The sequence below is a fragment of the Rhizobium sp. BK650 genome, assembly GCF_014195325.1.
Taxonomy (GTDB): Bacteria; Pseudomonadota; Alphaproteobacteria; order Rhizobiales; family Rhizobiaceae; genus Rhizobium.
Map to the genome: position 1 here is coordinate 475,003 of NZ_JACIBK010000001.1, position 15,639 is coordinate 490,641.

At 59.1% G+C, this 15,639-nt stretch carries 19 protein-coding genes; 17 read left to right on the top strand and 2 right to left on the bottom strand.

Translation table 11 applies throughout. The features are described from left to right. Positions 1–6 precede the first annotated feature (6 nt). From FHX15_RS02280 to FHX15_RS02320, 9 genes are all read left to right on the top strand, one after another. On the top strand, positions 7–351 hold the full coding sequence (locus FHX15_RS02280) for a hypothetical protein (protein WP_184393305.1): 345 nt from the start codon (positions 7–9) through the stop codon (positions 349–351). A gap of 216 nt (positions 352–567) precedes the next feature. Continuing rightward, positions 568–2,622 carry an RNA polymerase sigma factor RpoD gene (gene rpoD, locus FHX15_RS02285; RefSeq protein WP_184393306.1) on the top strand — a complete coding sequence of 685 codons (2,055 nt, stop codon included), beginning with the start codon at positions 568–570 and terminating at the stop codon, positions 2,620–2,622. Between the two features lie 268 nt (positions 2,623–2,890). After that, on the top strand, positions 2,891–3,184 hold the full coding sequence (locus tag FHX15_RS02290; protein WP_113185697.1) for a GYD domain-containing protein: 294 nt from the start codon (positions 2,891–2,893) through the stop codon (positions 3,182–3,184). A gap of 108 nt (positions 3,185–3,292) precedes the next feature. Continuing rightward, entirely contained in the window at positions 3,293–4,033 is a 741-nt protein-coding gene (locus tag FHX15_RS02295; protein ID WP_184394002.1) for a DUF930 domain-containing protein, read from the top strand. A 48-nt stretch (positions 4,034–4,081) separates the two neighbouring features. Next, entirely contained in the window at positions 4,082–5,161 is a 1,080-nt protein-coding gene (locus FHX15_RS02300) for a DUF930 domain-containing protein (protein WP_184393307.1), read from the top strand. Positions 5,162–5,262: 101 nt separating this feature from the next. Next, positions 5,263–5,424, top strand: a complete 162-nt coding sequence (locus FHX15_RS02305; protein ID WP_184393309.1) for a hypothetical protein — start codon at positions 5,263–5,265, stop codon at positions 5,422–5,424. A 47-nt stretch (positions 5,425–5,471) separates the two neighbouring features. Beyond that, positions 5,472–6,269: an APH(3') family aminoglycoside O-phosphotransferase gene (locus tag FHX15_RS02310; RefSeq protein WP_184393311.1), complete on the top strand. Its 798-nt coding sequence runs from the start codon at positions 5,472–5,474 to the stop codon at positions 6,267–6,269. Positions 6,270–6,320: 51 nt separating this feature from the next. Continuing rightward, on the top strand, positions 6,321–7,121 hold the full coding sequence (locus FHX15_RS02315) for an AraC family transcriptional regulator (RefSeq protein ID WP_184393313.1): 801 nt from the start codon (positions 6,321–6,323) through the stop codon (positions 7,119–7,121). An 84-nt stretch (positions 7,122–7,205) separates the two neighbouring features. Next, complete coding sequence (locus FHX15_RS02320) at positions 7,206–8,093, top strand: DMT family transporter (RefSeq protein WP_184393315.1); 888 nt, start codon at positions 7,206–7,208, stop codon at positions 8,091–8,093. Here FHX15_RS02320 and FHX15_RS02325 read toward each other — a convergent pair. Continuing rightward, a complete protein-coding gene (locus FHX15_RS02325) occupies positions 8,090–8,953 on the bottom strand; it encodes a helix-turn-helix domain-containing protein (RefSeq protein ID WP_184393318.1) in 864 nt (287 codons plus the stop codon). The two genes, FHX15_RS02320 and FHX15_RS02325, sit on opposite strands and share 4 nt — an antisense overlap. Positions 8,954–9,088: 135 nt before the next feature. Here FHX15_RS02325 and FHX15_RS02330 point away from each other — a divergent pair, with 135 nt between their 5' ends. From FHX15_RS02330 to FHX15_RS02365, 8 genes are all read left to right on the top strand, one after another. Continuing rightward, complete coding sequence (locus tag FHX15_RS02330) at positions 9,089–10,024, top strand: phytanoyl-CoA dioxygenase family protein (RefSeq protein ID WP_184393320.1); 936 nt, start codon at positions 9,089–9,091, stop codon at positions 10,022–10,024. Between the two features lie 204 nt (positions 10,025–10,228). Beyond that, positions 10,229–10,627 (top strand): DUF427 domain-containing protein, encoded by a 399-nt coding sequence (locus FHX15_RS02335; protein WP_184393322.1) that lies wholly within the window; start codon positions 10,229–10,231, stop codon positions 10,625–10,627. 128 nt (positions 10,628–10,755) lie between these two features. Then, a complete protein-coding gene (locus FHX15_RS02340) occupies positions 10,756–11,412 on the top strand; it encodes a hypothetical protein (protein WP_184393324.1) in 657 nt (218 codons plus the stop codon). 123 nt (positions 11,413–11,535) lie between these two features. Beyond that, entirely contained in the window at positions 11,536–12,759 is a 1,224-nt protein-coding gene (locus tag FHX15_RS02345; RefSeq protein WP_184393326.1) for an MFS transporter, read from the top strand. A 108-nt stretch (positions 12,760–12,867) separates the two neighbouring features. Then, the gene (locus FHX15_RS02350) at positions 12,868–13,221 is read left to right on the top strand and encodes a DUF1428 domain-containing protein (protein ID WP_184393328.1); all 354 of its coding nucleotides are present in this window, start codon (positions 12,868–12,870) and stop codon (positions 13,219–13,221) included. A 70-nt stretch (positions 13,222–13,291) separates the two neighbouring features. Next, positions 13,292–13,714, top strand: a complete 423-nt coding sequence (locus FHX15_RS02355; protein WP_184393330.1) for a secondary thiamine-phosphate synthase enzyme YjbQ — start codon at positions 13,292–13,294, stop codon at positions 13,712–13,714. A 182-nt stretch (positions 13,715–13,896) separates the two neighbouring features. Beyond that, positions 13,897–14,205, top strand: a complete 309-nt coding sequence (locus FHX15_RS02360) for a hypothetical protein (RefSeq protein ID WP_184393331.1) — start codon at positions 13,897–13,899, stop codon at positions 14,203–14,205. Positions 14,206–14,355: 150 nt separating this feature from the next. Continuing rightward, positions 14,356–14,739 (top strand): hypothetical protein, encoded by a 384-nt coding sequence (locus tag FHX15_RS02365; RefSeq protein ID WP_184393333.1) that lies wholly within the window; start codon positions 14,356–14,358, stop codon positions 14,737–14,739. Positions 14,740–14,845: 106 nt separating this feature from the next. Here FHX15_RS02365 and FHX15_RS02370 read toward each other — a convergent pair whose 3' ends face one another. After that, complete coding sequence (locus tag FHX15_RS02370) at positions 14,846–15,589, bottom strand: SIMPL domain-containing protein (RefSeq protein ID WP_184393335.1); 744 nt, start codon at positions 15,587–15,589, stop codon at positions 14,846–14,848. Positions 15,590–15,639: the final 50 nt, after the last annotated feature.

Consider the following 15,639-nt stretch of genomic DNA (forward strand, 5'->3'; position numbering starts at 1 on the left):
CGATCTATGGGCCCTGACGGCGACCGCCTGACGGCGATGGCGGCCAGAAGGATCACCGTGTTTCTTGTCATGATCCTTGCCACCGATATTCCCCATAATCGCGTACGGCTTGTTTTTACAACTCATGTTGGCGATTTGCGAAGAATCTATGGCGTATGGCTGGCGCGAGTTGCGGTTCTTCTAGTGTTTGTACAAAAGCCCTTGTCTTTTGCTGGTGACATACTAGATAAGCTTCGCAATCGCTGGCGCGGTTCAAAGCCTGTGGATAAGGCTTTTTCCGGGTTTTCGATGGCTTTTTTTCTGGAAAAGCTTGACGAGAACAAATTTTGTGGGAATCACCGTTCCACTTGAGCGGTGAACTGGGTCAAGGCGGATCGCACAACCATGGCCGGAAATCCAATGGCAATTGCGTTTTGCTGTCAGATGCCGGCGATCATGGTTAATCAGGCTTTAAATGTCATCCCGTTAGGTGGGTATAGGTGATTCGAGGCCGGCGCGCACGCCCGGGCCACGAGACGGCCGTTCACTACAGCGAGTATGAATAGCGTCAGGAAGGCGACGATATAAATGGCAACGAAGGTCAAAGAGAACGAAGAAGCGGAAGTCGAACGCGACGGCGCAAGCGACGGCCCTCTTCTCGATCTTTCCGATGACGCGGTCAAGAAGATGATCAAGGCCGCCAAGAAGCGCGGCTATGTGACGATGGACGAGCTCAACGCCGTCCTGCCTTCCGAAGAAGTGACGTCCGAACAGATCGAAGACACGATGTCGATGCTGTCAGACATGGGCATCAACGTCATCGAAGACGAGGAAGCCGAGGAAGCCGGCGCTTCCGGTAGCGACGACGACGATAGCTCCGATAGTGACGACGGTGAGGGCGGCGAACTTGCGCCTTCCGGCGGTACTGCGCTTGCGACCGCCAAGAAGAAAGAGCCGACCGACCGTACCGACGACCCGGTGCGCATGTATCTGCGCGAGATGGGTTCCGTCGAGCTTCTGTCGCGCGAAGGCGAAATCGCAATCGCAAAGCGCATCGAGGCCGGCCGCGAAACGATGATCGCAGGCCTCTGCGAGAGCCCGCTGACGTTCCAGGCGCTGATCATCTGGCGCGACGAACTGAACGAAGGCACGACGCTGCTGCGCGAGATCATCGATCTCGAAACCACCTATTCCGGTCCGGAAGCCAAGGCTGCTCCGCAGTTCCAGAGCCCCGAGAAGATCGAGGCTGACCGCAAGGCTGCCGAGGAAAAGGAAAAGACCCGGCGCGCCCGCTCCGGCGACGACGACATTACCGATGTCGGCGGCGAAGGCATGCCTCCGGAAGAGGAAGAAGAGGACGAGGACGAATCCAACCTCTCGCTTGCCGCGATGGAAGCCGAGCTTCGCCCGCAGGTCATGGAAACGCTCGACATCATCGCCGAGACTTACAAGAAGCTGCGCAAGTTGCAGGACCAGCAGGTCGAGCAGCGCCTTGCTGCCACCGGCACGCTGTCTTCCGCCCAGGAGCGCCGCTACAAGGAGCTCAAGGACGAACTAATCAAGGCCGTGAAGTCGCTGTCGCTCAACCAGAACCGCATCGATGCGCTGGTCGAGCAGCTCTATGACATCAACAAGCGCCTCGTGCAGAACGAAGGCCGCCTGCTGCGCCTGGCTGAATCCTATGGCGTCAAGCGCGATAGCTTCCTCGAACAGTATCAGGGCGCCGAACTTGATCCGAACTGGATGAAGTCGATCGGCAATCTGGCCGCTCGCGGCTGGAAGGAATTCGCCAAGAGCGAGAACACGACGATCCGCGACATCCGCCAGGAGATCCAGAATCTCGCGACGGAAACCGGCATCTCTATCTCGGAATTCCGCCGTATCGTGCACATGGTGCAGAAGGGCGAGCGCGAAGCGCGTATCGCCAAGAAGGAAATGGTCGAAGCGAACCTTCGCCTCGTCATCTCCATTGCCAAGAAGTACACGAACCGCGGTCTGCAGTTCCTCGACCTCATTCAGGAAGGCAATATTGGCCTGATGAAGGCGGTCGACAAGTTCGAATACCGCCGCGGTTACAAGTTCTCGACCTATGCGACATGGTGGATCCGTCAGGCGATCACCCGCTCGATCGCCGACCAGGCCCGCACGATCCGTATTCCGGTGCACATGATCGAGACGATCAACAAGATCGTTCGTACCTCGCGCCAGATGCTGCATGAGATCGGCCGCGAGCCGACGCCGGAAGAACTGGCCGAAAAGCTCGCCATGCCGCTCGAAAAGGTCCGCAAGGTCCTGAAGATCGCGAAGGAGCCGATCTCGCTCGAAACCCCCGTGGGTGACGAAGAGGATTCGCATCTCGGCGATTTCATCGAAGACAAGAATGCGCTGCTGCCGATCGACGCCGCCATCCAGGCGAACCTGCGCGAGACGACGACCCGCGTTCTGGCATCGCTTACGCCGCGCGAAGAGCGCGTTCTGCGTATGCGTTTCGGCATCGGCATGAACACCGACCATACGCTGGAAGAAGTCGGCCAGCAGTTCTCGGTTACCCGCGAACGCATCCGCCAGATCGAAGCGAAGGCGCTGCGCAAGCTCAAGCATCCGAGCCGCTCCAGAAAGCTGAGAAGCTTTCTGGACAGCTAAGAAACTGCAAGCTGCGTTCGTTCCTCGACAGCTAAGGTGCCGAGGATTGAAATCAAAACCCGGTCAGCCACGCTGGCCGGGTTTTCCTTTGCCCGCGAAGGCTCAGCGGATTAGCCCATGGGGGCATGGTTAGCCCGATTGATGGCTCCCGCATTGCTTGTCCCCACCTGGTGACGAGCTTATAATTCCCGTGCGGGGAAGAGAGCGGTCGTGGCGTGCGAGCGGTATCATGCGCCGCGTGACCGTAGCCTCCGCCGGGAGGTGCAGCATGACCACCTACATTCTGCTGATAAATTGGACTGATCAGGGTATCCGGAGCGTAAAGGACTCTGCCAAGCGGCTGGATGCGGCAAGGAATATGCTCGGCAGCATGGGCGGTTCCTTCGATAAATTCTATCTCACCATGGGCGAATACGACATGGCGGCCATCTGCGAGGCGCCTGATGATCGCGTGATGGCGCGCTTCACGCTGACGCTTGCCATGGCCGGCAATGTGCGCACGAAAACCTTGAAGGCGTTTTCGGAAGTGAATTATCGCGACATCATCGGGTCGCTCTCATAGGGCAGAATGGCTGATAACTGGTGACGAGCCAGATGCGGCGTTGCGGTTGTTCCGCGGTGCTGGCAGTGTCGCTGCGCCTTGAACCCAGAGCATGGATTTGCCTTGCTGATGGAACATGCCGGCCTGTTGCAGAGAGGAAAGTTCGATCCGGCATTGCCGGCGTCGCTCGTGCTGCATCTGGTCATCGGCTTGCTCCTGCTGGCTTTTCTGCCCGATGTGCAGCCGATTAGAGCGCCGCAGGAAGAGAGCGTCGACGTCGAAGTCGTGACACCGCCCGCCATCGCCGCTCCAACTCCGTCGCCTGCCGTCCAGCCGCTGCCGGACAAGGGCGAAGAGAAAGCAAATTCTGCCGTGCAAGAGGATGTCCCGCCGGCGCCCGAGACGGCATCGAGGGAGATGCCTCCTCCGTTGCCGAAATTACCGAAGCCAGTGACCTCGGGTCCGCCGGAGCTGACGCAGGCAAGAGAGCTTTTTTCGGGAAAGACGCTGGCCAGTCCCCGCAGTCGGGAGGCGCGCCAGCTGCTTGGCACGCTGTCAGGCGGGGAGCGCAACCTGCAACTCTGCAACCTCGAAGCGCTGGAGCAGATCAGTCGTTCGCGTCCGGGCTCGGCGCCTGACCTCGTTGCGCCCTATGCCATGAAGGCGGAGAAGGTGAGGGGTAACAGCGTCGAGGTGGATGGCGGGGCTTTTCGCAGCAAGCGCAACTGGTTCAACGTCCGGTTCCATTGTGAGGTCGACCCGGCGGGGCAGGCGGTTGTCGCCTTCGCCTTTGCCATAGGTGACGCCATTCCAAGGAGCGAGTGGCAGGAACACAATCTGGTCGCAGATGATGGCGAGGCCGATCAGTGAGCTAGGAGCGGTAAGCGCCGTGGGCAAAGTTCACGAGGTTTTTTCGATTTGTGGCTTGATGCTGCCGGTTTTAAAGGCCACATCGCTGCTGTGACAGATGAAGAAGTCGAACCGGCAGATGCCGACCACGAGACGGAGCACCAGGAGCCTCGCGTTCGCTGGGGCGTTGTCGCGTCCGTGCTTCTGCATGTTCCCGTCGTCGCGCTGCTGATATTCGGCCTCCCTGACATCCAGTTGACGCCCACTGAGGACGAGAGCGTGAAGGTCGAGCTGGTGCCGCCGCCGGAGGAGAAGAAGCCCGACGAGAAGCCGAAAGAGGAGGAGAAGCCTCAGGAGCAGGCAAAAGCCGAGCCGCCGCCTCCACCTCCTTCTTCGCCGCCACCATCACCTGCGCCGCAAACACGCGTCGGCGGGAGCGCGCCTGTTTTTGCATTTGGAGATAAAAGCAGCGGCCCAGCGAAGTCGGTAAACGGAAACGCATCGGAAGGGGAGAAAGATGACACGCCGCTTCCTCCGCCGCCTTCAGTTCCACAGCCACTAGAGGAACAGGCGGTCGATGTCGCTAATAAAAGACCACCATCCGAGCAGCCCTCGGGTAGCCCGGTTCCGCAAGATGTGAAATTACCGGAGGTAGCGGCGACCGATGTCCATTCGGAACGGGATATGCCTGCGGCGTCAACTCCCGAAGAGGTGAACACGAGTTTCGAGCCTGAAAAGCTCGCTGAGTCTAAAAAGACTGTGCCGCAAAAGGATCAGGTATCGAAGGCGCCGTTGCCGGAAGTAAAAAGGTTGTTTTCTCAGAATACCACGGACGATCAGATTGCGCAGACAGCAATGGGCAACATGCCGCGCGGCGAGCGCATGAATCAATTGTGCAGGACTGAACTCAATCAGCAGATAATTCATGAGGATCCGAAATATCAGGGCGCTGATTTGCCGGTCTATCCGCTCACCAACGAGACTGCAATCGAGGTACGGAAGGGTGCCTTTTTCAAGGACGGAAAGTGGTACAATGTTCAGTTTAGGTGCGAAGTTGACGCTGATGCCAAAAAAATACTGTCATTTGGCTTCAAGTTTGGTGGCATGATCCCACGAAGCGAATATCCAAACTTTAACCTCCGTCGTTAGCAGAGGGCATCTTTCCCCATCACTGAAACAAGCCACGCGCAAGCAGCCACTTCTATAGTCTCCAATGGCCGTGATGGTTACGGTGGATAAGGGGACATGATATGTCGAACGAGATCGAGCACTTCTTCGAGCGTCAGGAAGAAGCCGTCAGCCTGATGTTCTTGGAAAACAAGGCGGATGAGTTGACCGATATTCTGGTTGCGGCTCTGGAAGAAGCTTTCGAAATTCTTCTGGAAAGTGCGCCGGCAGAAACCGTCCATTAAGGCGCAGATAGCAAGCTCCTGGGTGGGCTTCTTTCTCTGGGATATCAATGGTTGTTCCGCTTCAGCAAGATGGCAGGCTACCGGTTTCGCTCCGGAGCCATCTTGGCGGCTATGAATGGCGGCGGGACGCTCTCGGGCGGTCCTCGGCCTGCGTTTTTCGCCTGGAAGGCGAGGGGCGTCCCGGGCTTTACCTGAAAGGCGAACAGGCAGGCCCGTTCTGCGAACTCGCCGATGAGGCCGAGAGACTTGTCTGGCTTCGCAGTCAGGGCCTCGATTGCCCCGAGGTCATTGCCTATGAGAGCGATGGCGAGCGCAGCTTCCTGCTGATGACGGCATTGTCAGGCGCCGATCTCATGACTGCCGCGGCGCTGCTGCCGGAAGAACGGGTCGATATTCTTGCTTCGGCTCTCAGTGCCCTTCATAGCCTCGATATCAATGCCTGTCCGTTCGACCATCGGCTGAAAAACCGCCTTGCGTGCGCTGAGGGGCGGATGCGGGCCGGGCTTGTTGACGAGACGGATTTCGACGGGAAGCGTCTCGGCAAAAGCGCCTTCTTCCTCTTCGGCGAATTGCAGCGGCTGCGGCCGGACAGCGAAAATCTCGTCGTTGCGCATGGCGATGCCTGCCTGCCGAATTTCATGGCGGCTGGCGGGCGGTTTGCTGGTTATATCGACTGCTGCCGACTTGGTGTCGCCGACCGCTATCAGGATATCGCGCTGGCCTGTCGCAGCATCGCCCATAATTTCGGCGAGGAATTCGTGCGGCCGTTTCTCAATGCTTATGGCCTTTCCCTGATCGATCCCATCAAGATGGATTATTACCAGCTCCTCGACGAATTCTTCTGATCGCTTGCCCGGTTTGCAGTCTGCTGGCACAGTCGGCCAAAGGAGATTGCCATGGCTGCCAGCCAGTTCAGAATGCTGCGCTCGTCCGTACCGGGCGTGGAAGCGGTGGTGGCGACGACGGGCCATCGTTTTGCGCGTCATACCCATGAACAGTTCGGCATTGGGCTGATCGTTTCCGGCGCGCAGAAATCGCTGAGCGGGCGCGGCGTGGTCGAGGCGGAGGCCGGCGATCTTATCACCGTCAATCCGAATGAGGTGCATGACGGGGCGCCGATCGGCGAAGCGCGATCCTGGAGCATTCTCTATTTCGATCCCGCCGTCATGCGCGGCCTTGTGCGCGAGGTGGCAGAGGGCGGCCTTAGTGGCTCCGAGATTCCACGGCCGGTCATTCGGGACGGGTCGCTTGGCAACCGGTTCCGCGCGCTGTTTTCGGCAGTCACCGGTAATGAGAAGCGGCTGCGCTGCGAGGAACTGCTGCTTTCGGTCATTGCCGACACCATGCGCGAAACAGCGATGCAGGAGGAACCTGCTTCGGCACCGCGCTCCATTATTCATGCCCGCAGCCTGATTGACGACGATCCGGCAGCGGAAATCTCGCTCGCCGATCTGGCGTACGAAAGCGGTCTCAGCCGGTTTCAGGTGCTGCGTGCCTTTGCCAGGGCAACGGGCTTTACGCCGCATGCCTATCTCATTCAGGCTCGCGTGCATCTCGCCCGACGGTTGATCGCCGGCGGTACGCCATTGGCGGAGGCGGCTTTCGAAAGCGGCTTTGCCGATCAAAGCCACATGACGCGCGCTTTCGCTTCCCGCTACGGCCTGACACCTGGCGCCTATGCACGCGGTCATTCCTGATCGCTTGCCTCTTCTCTTGCAATTTCGTTCAAGACCCATAGCCTCTCAGCCTGTTTGCTGCCGGAGTCTCGAAGGGAGCAGCAGATGAGCAGGGAAATTCAAGGTTACATCTATCTAGCACTGGCCATGACGACGGTCGGCAGTACAGTGATTGCCAGCAAGGTCATTGCCTCAGGACTGCCCCCGTTTACGGCGACGGCATTGCGCTTTGCGGTGGCCTTCCCCTGTTTCCTCTTTCTGATGCGCTGGACAGGAGCTCGATTGCCGCGGCTTTCGGGATGCGACTGGCTGATCCTTGTCACGCAGGCCGGCGCCGGAAGTGTCGGCTATACGACGCTGTTAATTTCGGGTCTGTCGCTGACATCGGCGGCCAATGCCGGCGTCATCATCGGCACGCTGCCGATCGTTTCCGCGGCGATCTCCATACTCGTGCTCGGCGAGAGGCCGCAACGTTTCCTGCTTTTGGCAATCGGGCTGGCGGCGACCGGCGTCTTTTCCATTGCCTTTTCGCCGGCTGCAGGCGGTGGGTCGATTGTTGGTGACATGCTGATCTTTGGCGCGGTCATCTGCGAGGGGCTGTTCATCCTGCTCAACAAACGGCTTGGCACGTCTATTCCGCCGTTGATGCAGTCCGCTCTGATGACGGCCATCGGCTTCGTCGTTGCGGCTGTGCCCGCCCTGTTCGAGCATCATGATATTGGGATCGCTTCGCAACCTGCTCTGCTTGCGGTCGTCTATTACGCATTGGTGCCAACCGTCGGTGGTTTCATTCTCTGGTATGCGGGAGCGGAACGCGTCAGTGGTGCGGAGGCCTCTCTCTTTACGGCTGTTGCGCCGGCAACGGCCGTCACTTTCGCTTTCCTGGTTCTTGGAGAGGCGATCGGTTTCAACCAGATTTTCGGGATTGCCTGCGTTCTGGCGGCTGTCATAGGTCTTGGCCTCACCGGTCTGCGGCGGACGGCGAGAAGCTAGGTGCGACGGAAGACGTTGCGGTATTCCCGTGGCGTCATGCCAGTCTGCGCCTTGAATTGCCTGTTGAAGTTCGCGAGCGAACCGTAGCCGACCGCGTCGGAAATATGGCCGATGGGTTGGTTTGTAGCGGATAGGCGAGCACAGGCATCGCCAATGCGCATGCGGATCAGATAATCGGAGACTGTCGTGCGAGTGTGGCGGCGAAAGAGCCGGTGCAGACCGGAGACGCTGAGGGCCGCGATATCGGCAAGCTCCTCCAGACCAATCGTGCGAGCGTAATGCAGATGCAGGTGAGTGAGCACCCGGTCGATGCGCTCGCGGTTTTCCTGCAATTCCGGGCTCTGGCCGGGCGTGCTGGCGAGCGCGGATGTCTGCCGGTCGGCGGCGATACGTCCGAGGATGCTCAAAAGGGACAGCAGCCGTTCGGCGGGCGGCTTTGAAAAGATTGCCTCGATTTCGTTGCGCACGGTGTCTGCTGTCTCCTTCGAGAATTGCAGTCCCCGGTCGGCGCGCGACAGCATGGCTTCGATCGGGGCGAACTCGACAGCGCCTGCCGTCACCCGGCGAATCCAGTCCGGGTGAAACCATAAGACCAGGGCGATATGCGGGATCGTTTCGTCGTATTTTGCGCGGGATACCCAGGTGTGCGGCAGGTTGGGGCCGACGAGCACGAGATCGCCATCCTGATATTCGCCGGTATGATCGCCGATAAAGCGCTGGCCGATGGAGTTCAGCGTCAGGGTCAGCTCGAATTCGGGATGGTGATGCCATTGAAAGGGGATCGCCTCGTCAAGCCGCCGGTTCAGCATGCTCCATGACGCATCGGCATGGCGCGGCAGGATTTCGAGATAAGGCCTCACGAGGCGCCTTTCAGATCATTGACGCCAGAATAATATCATAACCTGCCATGTTGGCACAACATGGACGGCGATGCGAGGCTACACTCCCATCATCGCCTGAAATCACAGGATTGGATCAAATGATGGGAGGACCTCATGGAACTGGCAGTGAAACGCGACGCTCATCCGACGGCTTCGTCGGTCACCACCCAGCTCAAGGATATCAAGAAAAGGCTGCCGCTGCGGGTGCTCTCGGAAGCGGACTGGCAGCACTGGACAACGAAGGGTTATGTCATCGTTCGTCAGGCCGTTCCTGCGGCGAATGTCGAGCGGCTTGTGGAGGTGCTCTGGCGTTTTGACGAGAAGGATCCGAACGATGCTTCGACCTGGTATGCGCCGCAGCGGCGTGAGCACAAGATGAAGGAGCTCAACAATACCGGCATGCTGGAAATCTATAACCACCAGGCGCTCTGGGACAACCGGATGGAGAAGCGCGTCTACGACGTCTTCGTCGATATCTGGGACCGCGAAGACCTGTGGGTGACGATCGATCGCGCCAACCTCAACCCGCCGAAGAAGGTCAAGGGCAATCCGAACGGTTTCATTCACTGGGATGTCGATACGTCCATCCGGCCGCTGCCGATCGGCGTGCAGGGTGTCTTGAGCCTGAAGAAGCAGGACGGCGATGTCGGCGGCTTCCAGTGCGTGCCTTATCTCTTCGAGCATTTCGAGGAATGGGTGAAGACGCAGCCCGAGGATCGCGATCCGATGCATCCCGATATGACCGGCCTTTCCGTCGTCAATATCGACATGGAGCCGGGCGACCTGATGATCTTCAATTCGTTGCTCGCTCACGGCGTTCGTCCCAACCATTCGGATAACCGGGTGCGCATGGCGCAATATATTTCCATGCATCCGGCCGAATACGACAATGCCGAGGAGCGTGAGGAACGTATTCGCCTGTGGCGTGAGCGCGATCATCCGAAGCGCGATGCCTTTCCCGGCGATCCGCGCGAGTGGGAAAAGCACAATGCCAAGACCGCCGAGCTGACGCCGCTCGGCCGCAAGCTGCTCGGCCTCGAGCGCTGGTAAAATTATAGTAGATCACATGCCGCGGAGGGGACACTTCCGCGGCTTTCTTCGTTTTGGTGCAGACGCGGCGCATTCGCGTCATGACGCCGGTGGCCGGCTCGCTCTTCACCATTCGAGATTTGCGATATCGAAGCCATTGCCCCCTTGGGATAGCGGCGTCGGCACCCTATCTCTTCCGGAGATATCCATTCGGAGACGACATCCATGTCAGGCAGGCCGATCAGAATTCCCGGGCCGGATCATCCGATCACCGTCGAACACAATCCCTCCCGCGTCGTCGTCAAGCTCGACGGCCGCGTCATCGCGGATACGCATGATGCACTGACGCTGCGCGAGGCTTCCTATCCGCCGGTGCAATATGTTCCACGAAAGGACGTGGATATGTCGCTGCTGGAGCGCACCGATCATCAGAGCCATTGCCCTTATAAGGGCGACGCTTCCTATTACAGCATTCCTCTTGGCGGCGAGCGTTCGAAGAATGCGATCTGGACGTATGAGACGCCCAATCCCGCCGTCGCCAACATCAAGGGCTATATGGCGTTTTACCCCGATAGGGTCGATTCCATCGAAGAGCTGCCGTCTCCCGAGGCTGGGCAGTTCTAAGGGATAAGTGCTTTCCCCTTCTGATCTATCGGATCAAGCGCAAGTGGCTCCGGACGCTAAGCGTAATGGGTTAATTTGAAACCTCCTCATGTCGCGATATCCTTCCCGAGCTTATGCGGGCTGGGGTCATGAAACTGGATCAGGTGGAGCTTCGCTCCGAAGTATTAGATATCCGTATCGTAGAGGGTATCGGCGATGGTTCCTTCGATCTCGAATTCGACGTCTCTCGCGATGACGGATATGTGCTGATTCTTCTGGAAATACTGGTAGGAAGGGGCGATTTTCTCGTTCAGGGTTTCGACGAGGAAAACAGCGCTGCCGCCTCACTTCGGGGCCGGCAACGGGTCTATATAGTAAGACCTGCCAAAGCTGCTCGCAGGATTGCCGTCGGCATATTTGCTGCCGTCGATAGTAAGGTGCGGGCGACAATCGCCTGCTTCAAGGGAGAGATCGTCGATACACCGGCGGAACTGACCTTCCCGCTCTGCAGGGCGCTTTGTAAGCTGCTCGTCGCTTCGTCGCTTGCCTGGATGGGCATTCCGTCTCCGGACATTTTAGATAGGGTGGAGATCTCCAGCCCTCCCTCTGTCGAACGGATGAGGCAGCTTTTCATCGGCACGGATGCAATTGGTAGTTCGCAGAACGAACTGCTCGCTCTTGTCGACCCGAGTTTGCGCTCGGCAATCCTCGATGTCATGGAGGAGACCATGTGGCTGCTCGACATGCGTGACCAACTCCATGCTGCCGCTTGCGAGATGGTCGGCTGTTGCCCGCCTTCAAATTGATGCGGCAATTGCGCGCCTCGACTTATTCCGATTGACATACGTCAATTTAAAGCAGAACACCGTTCCGTTTTATAAAGATCCCTATAAGTACCTGTGGCTGGGCTGCAGGTCGGTGACCGAACAATGGACATAGCAGTGAATAAGCGGGAAAGCGTTCTACGCCATCCCGGCTATCTGAACTTCGCCGCCTCTCGGGTCTTCTCCTCCCTTTCTTTTCAGGCCGTGGCAATTGCCATGGGGTGGATGATTTACGAACAGACGCATAGCGCCTTCGCGCTTGCGCTTGTCGGTTTCTGCCAGTTTCTGCCGATGGCGGTGCTGACCTTCGTCGTCGGCCATGTCGCGGACCGGTTCGATCGCCGGCGGATCGGACTTGCCTGCCAGCTCATCGAAGCGATCACCTCGCTGGTGCTGGCGATAGCGACCTGGCAGGAGTGGCTTTCGCCGGTTGGAATGCTTGTTGCGGTCACAATCATGGGTGCCGTTGTCGCCTTCGAAAGGCCGACCATGGCCGCACTCCTGCCGAATATCGTGCCGGCCTCCATGCTTCAGCGAGCCGTTGCGATTTCGACTTCGATGATGCAGACGGCGCTGATCATCGGTCCCTCGCTCGGCGGTCTTCTTTATGGCGTGAGCCCTGTCGCACCCTTCGCGATGTCGGCCGTCCTCTTTGCCGTGGCAAGCTTCAACGTCATCTCAATCCGTATGGAGTGGACGCCATCGAAGCGCGAGCCGGTGACTTTATCGTCCGTCTTTGCCGGAGTATCCTTCATCCGCAGTCGGCCGGTGATGCTTGGCACGATCTCGCTCGATCTGTTCGCGGTTCTGCTCGGTGGCGCCACGGCGCTGCTGCCGATGTTTGCGAGCGACATCCTGCATGCCGGTCCTTGGGGGCTTGGCATGCTGCGCGCTGCACCCGCAATCGGTGCGCTTTCCATGTCGATCGTGCTTGCCCGACGGCCGCTGACATCGGATGTCGGTCGCAAGATGCTGCTGGCCGTCGCCGTTTTCGGCGCGGCCACTATCGTTTTCTCCCTTTCCACCAACATTGCGTTCTCCGTCGTCGCACTGCTCGTCATCGGAGCCTCGGACACCGTGAGCGTCGTCGTTCGCAGCTCGCTGGTGCAGCTTCTGACGCCGGATGAGATGCGCGGGCGCGTCAATGCCGTCAATTCGCTGTTCATCGGCACGTCGAACCAGCTCGGCGAGTTCGAATCCGGCATGCTTGCCGGTGTGTTAGGGCCAGTCGCGGCGGGTATGATCGGCGGGGTGGGCACGATCGCAGTGGTGCTTATGTGGACGCGGATCTTCCCCGATCTTCTCAAGGTGAAGACGCTGCAGGGCTGATGGTCTCCCATCTCCTTGCCGCATCGGCCGCGGACATGAATCGCCTAGCATGTCGGATGTCGCCGGTGTCGAACGTCCTTCGGACGTTAACGCAAGAGGAGATGTGCAATGTCTTATGTTGATGGTTTCGTCGTGGCCGTTCCCCGCGAGAATGTCGATGCCTACAAGGAATTTTCGGCCTATGCCGGATCGATCTGGAAGGAATACGGCGCGCTCGAATATGTCGAGTGCCTCGGCGACGACGTGCCCTATGGCGAATTGACTTCGTTTCCACGCGCCGTCATGGCCAAGGATGACGAGGTGGTGGTCTTTTCCTGGATCCTCTACAAATCCAAGCAGGAGCGCGACGCGATCAATACGAAGGTCATGGCCGATCCCCGCCTTTCGAGCGACAAATGGAAGATGCCGTTCGATGGCAAGCGCTTGATCTATGGCGGTTTCAAGGAGTTGCTGCGGCTCTGATGTCCCTGCGCCATTGACTTCGAAGGCGAGGCGCGCCACCTCGCGGAGACAATCTGCGACGGAGACCGCCTTGCCCCAGACGATAGTAACGCTTTCCACCCGCGGCCAGGGTCTCTACGAATTCACCGATCAGGCCAATGCCTTCGTTCGCCTATCCGGCATGGAGGAGGGGTTGCTGACCGTCTTCGTGCGTCACACGTCCTGTTCGCTGCTTATCCAGGAAAATGCCGATCCTGATGTGAAGACCGACCTCAACAGTTTCTTCCGCCGTCTGGTGCCGCCGTCTTCCGACCCGTCCATGGGCTGGGTCGTTCACACGATGGAGGGGCCGGACGATATGCCGGCTCATATCAAGGCAGCGCTGACGCAGGTTTCGATCGGCATTCCCGTCCAGAAGGGCCGGCTGATGCTCGGTACCTGGCAGGGCATCTATCTCTTCGAACATCGTGACCGCCCGCATCGGCGCGATATCGTCCTACATCTCAGCACATAGCTTGCTTTAACCCATTCCGGCCGAAACTCGCTGGATAGTTTTACTGGAACTGCTCTCGACCGTTAACCGTTCTGAATGTCAACTGAATGGGTGGTTCGAACGGCATTCAGCTTCACCCGTTTAGTCTTGAGATAATCCCAGAAGGGGAGATCGAGGAAACTATTCACGAGGAGAAACTCCCAATGTCGCATTTCCTTGCCAAAGCTTCGCTTGCCACGCTGATCGCTCTCAGCGCCATCCCACTTGCCGGCTCTGCTGCTTTTGCGGCGCCGCAGACCGATTTCGTCGTCAAGGCGCAGTACTACCACCGTCCACCGGTTCACGGCTGCTCGCCGATGGAAGCCATCCGCAAGGCTCGCTATTCCGGACTTCGTGACGTGCGCATTTCCAACATCACGCCGCGCCGCGTCGTTGTTGCGGGCCGGTATCGCCATGGCTGGGACCGCATGACTTTCGCGAATGTGCGCGGTTGCCCGCTCATGTACCGCTAGTTCATGTCCGCAGGCAGGAAAGCCTGGCCTTTGGCCGCTTGGCCTTGACTGCGGCACTTTCGCTCGTCTTTTCTCGGAACTGTATGTCAGTGATTCCGAAACGGGCTTCGACAATTGCCCGCGCGGCGATCAACCACGAGGATATTTTTCATGATGCAGTTTCTGGCGAAGGCAGGGCTTGCCGCCCTTCTTTCCGCTGCTGCGCTGGCCGGCACGGTTGCGCCGGCTGCCGCACAGGTGAATATCATTATCGGTGAACCGGACCGTGGTCCGCCACCCCCGGACTGGCGCCGCCCGCCGCCTCCGCCGCCGGGCTACGGCCGTCCGCCTCTGCCTCCGCCGGGTTACGGCCGTCCGCCGCGCGGCGGCTGCGATCCGCGCATGGCGGAAGATATCGCCCGCGACTACGGCCTGCGCCGCACGCGCGTCGTTGATGTTACACCGCGCCGTGTCGTCGTGCAGGGCTGGAGCCGGCGCGGCCCCGACGAGATGTCTTTCGGCAACGTTCGCGGTTGTCCGCTTCTGCGCCGCTGATATCGGCGTACGATCCTTATAGAAAACCGCCCTTGCGATCAGCAGGGGCGGTTTTCTTTTGAGTGAGGTTCAGGCGCGGGGCAGGGCGCCGAAGCGCCCTGGAATTTTACTGCTCGATCGCGAATGTCATGTTGACGGTGACATTGTAGCTGTTTTCGCCGCCCTGAACCGGGACGGCTGGAACATCGGATGCTTCCTTCATCATCGCTGCACGATAGACCGGCTGCGGCATCGGATGCATGACGTTTTCGCTGATCTCGATGACCCGGCCGACCTTGACGCCGGCGGCTTCGCTCAGCGTCCTTGCCTTCCTGATGGCATTGGCGACGGCGTTCTTGCGGGCTTCCTCGAGGGCTTCCTCCGGCTTGTCGTTGGTGAACTGGATATCGCCGCCCTGATTGATGCCGAGCGTGACGGACTGGTCGATGATTTCGCCAAGCTTGGAAAGATCACGGACGCGCACAGTAACCGAATTGCTGGTCTGGTAGCCGATCAGCTCAGGCGGCTGGGGCTGGTTATCGACCGGCTGCGGGTAATTATACTGCGGCTGGATCGAAAAGCCTGACGTCTGCAGGTCACGTTCGGCAATGCCGCTCTTCTTCAGCGCAGCCAGCACCTCGTTCATGGCCTTGTTGTTTTCGTCGAGGGCTTCGCGGGCAGTCTTTGCCTGTTTGACCACGGAGAGATTGACGACGGCCATATCGGGGGCCAATGCCGATTCGCCTTCCGCGGATACGTTGATGACTGCTTCGCGCGGCCGATTTTCCTGCGCCAGAAGTGGGTGGGATGCTGCAAGCGGCAGGCTCAGTAAGGCTGTCAGAAGGGCAGTCTTGGTGTAGTTCGGCGCCATGTTTGTTCCTCGGCTGTTTGGGTCCCTGCGAGCTTTGTGTCTGCGGATTG

Excerpts from the sequence above, each read along its gene's own strand:
- FHX15_RS02340 (WP_184393324.1), top strand. The coding sequence starts at position 10,756 with ATGAAACTGGATCAGGTGGAGCTTCGCTCCGAAGTATTAGATATCCGT.
- FHX15_RS02295 (WP_184394002.1), top strand. The coding sequence starts at position 3,293 with ATGGAACATGCCGGCCTGTTGCAGAGAGGAAAGTTCGATCCGGCATTG.
- rpoD (WP_184393306.1), top strand. The coding sequence starts at position 568 with ATGGCAACGAAGGTCAAAGAGAACGAAGAAGCGGAAGTCGAACGCGAC.
- FHX15_RS02360 (WP_184393331.1), top strand. The coding sequence starts at position 13,897 with ATGTCGCATTTCCTTGCCAAAGCTTCGCTTGCCACGCTGATCGCTCTC.
- FHX15_RS02305 (WP_184393309.1), top strand. The coding sequence starts at position 5,263 with ATGTCGAACGAGATCGAGCACTTCTTCGAGCGTCAGGAAGAAGCCGTC.
- FHX15_RS02320 (WP_184393315.1), top strand. The coding sequence starts at position 7,206 with ATGAGCAGGGAAATTCAAGGTTACATCTATCTAGCACTGGCCATGACG.
- FHX15_RS02315 (WP_184393313.1), top strand. The coding sequence starts at position 6,321 with ATGGCTGCCAGCCAGTTCAGAATGCTGCGCTCGTCCGTACCGGGCGTG.
- FHX15_RS02330 (WP_184393320.1), top strand. The coding sequence starts at position 9,089 with ATGGAACTGGCAGTGAAACGCGACGCTCATCCGACGGCTTCGTCGGTC.
- FHX15_RS02370 (WP_184393335.1), bottom strand. The coding sequence starts at position 15,589 with ATGGCGCCGAACTACACCAAGACTGCCCTTCTGACAGCCTTACTGAGC.
- FHX15_RS02365 (WP_184393333.1), top strand. The coding sequence starts at position 14,356 with ATGATGCAGTTTCTGGCGAAGGCAGGGCTTGCCGCCCTTCTTTCCGCT.
- FHX15_RS02280 (WP_184393305.1), top strand. The coding sequence starts at position 7 with ATGGGCCCTGACGGCGACCGCCTGACGGCGATGGCGGCCAGAAGGATC.
- FHX15_RS02345 (WP_184393326.1), top strand. The coding sequence starts at position 11,536 with ATGGACATAGCAGTGAATAAGCGGGAAAGCGTTCTACGCCATCCCGGC.
- FHX15_RS02350 (WP_184393328.1), top strand. The coding sequence starts at position 12,868 with ATGTCTTATGTTGATGGTTTCGTCGTGGCCGTTCCCCGCGAGAATGTC.
- FHX15_RS02335 (WP_184393322.1), top strand. The coding sequence starts at position 10,229 with ATGTCAGGCAGGCCGATCAGAATTCCCGGGCCGGATCATCCGATCACC.
- FHX15_RS02290 (WP_113185697.1), top strand. The coding sequence starts at position 2,891 with ATGACCACCTACATTCTGCTGATAAATTGGACTGATCAGGGTATCCGG.
- FHX15_RS02310 (WP_184393311.1), top strand. The coding sequence starts at position 5,472 with ATGGTTGTTCCGCTTCAGCAAGATGGCAGGCTACCGGTTTCGCTCCGG.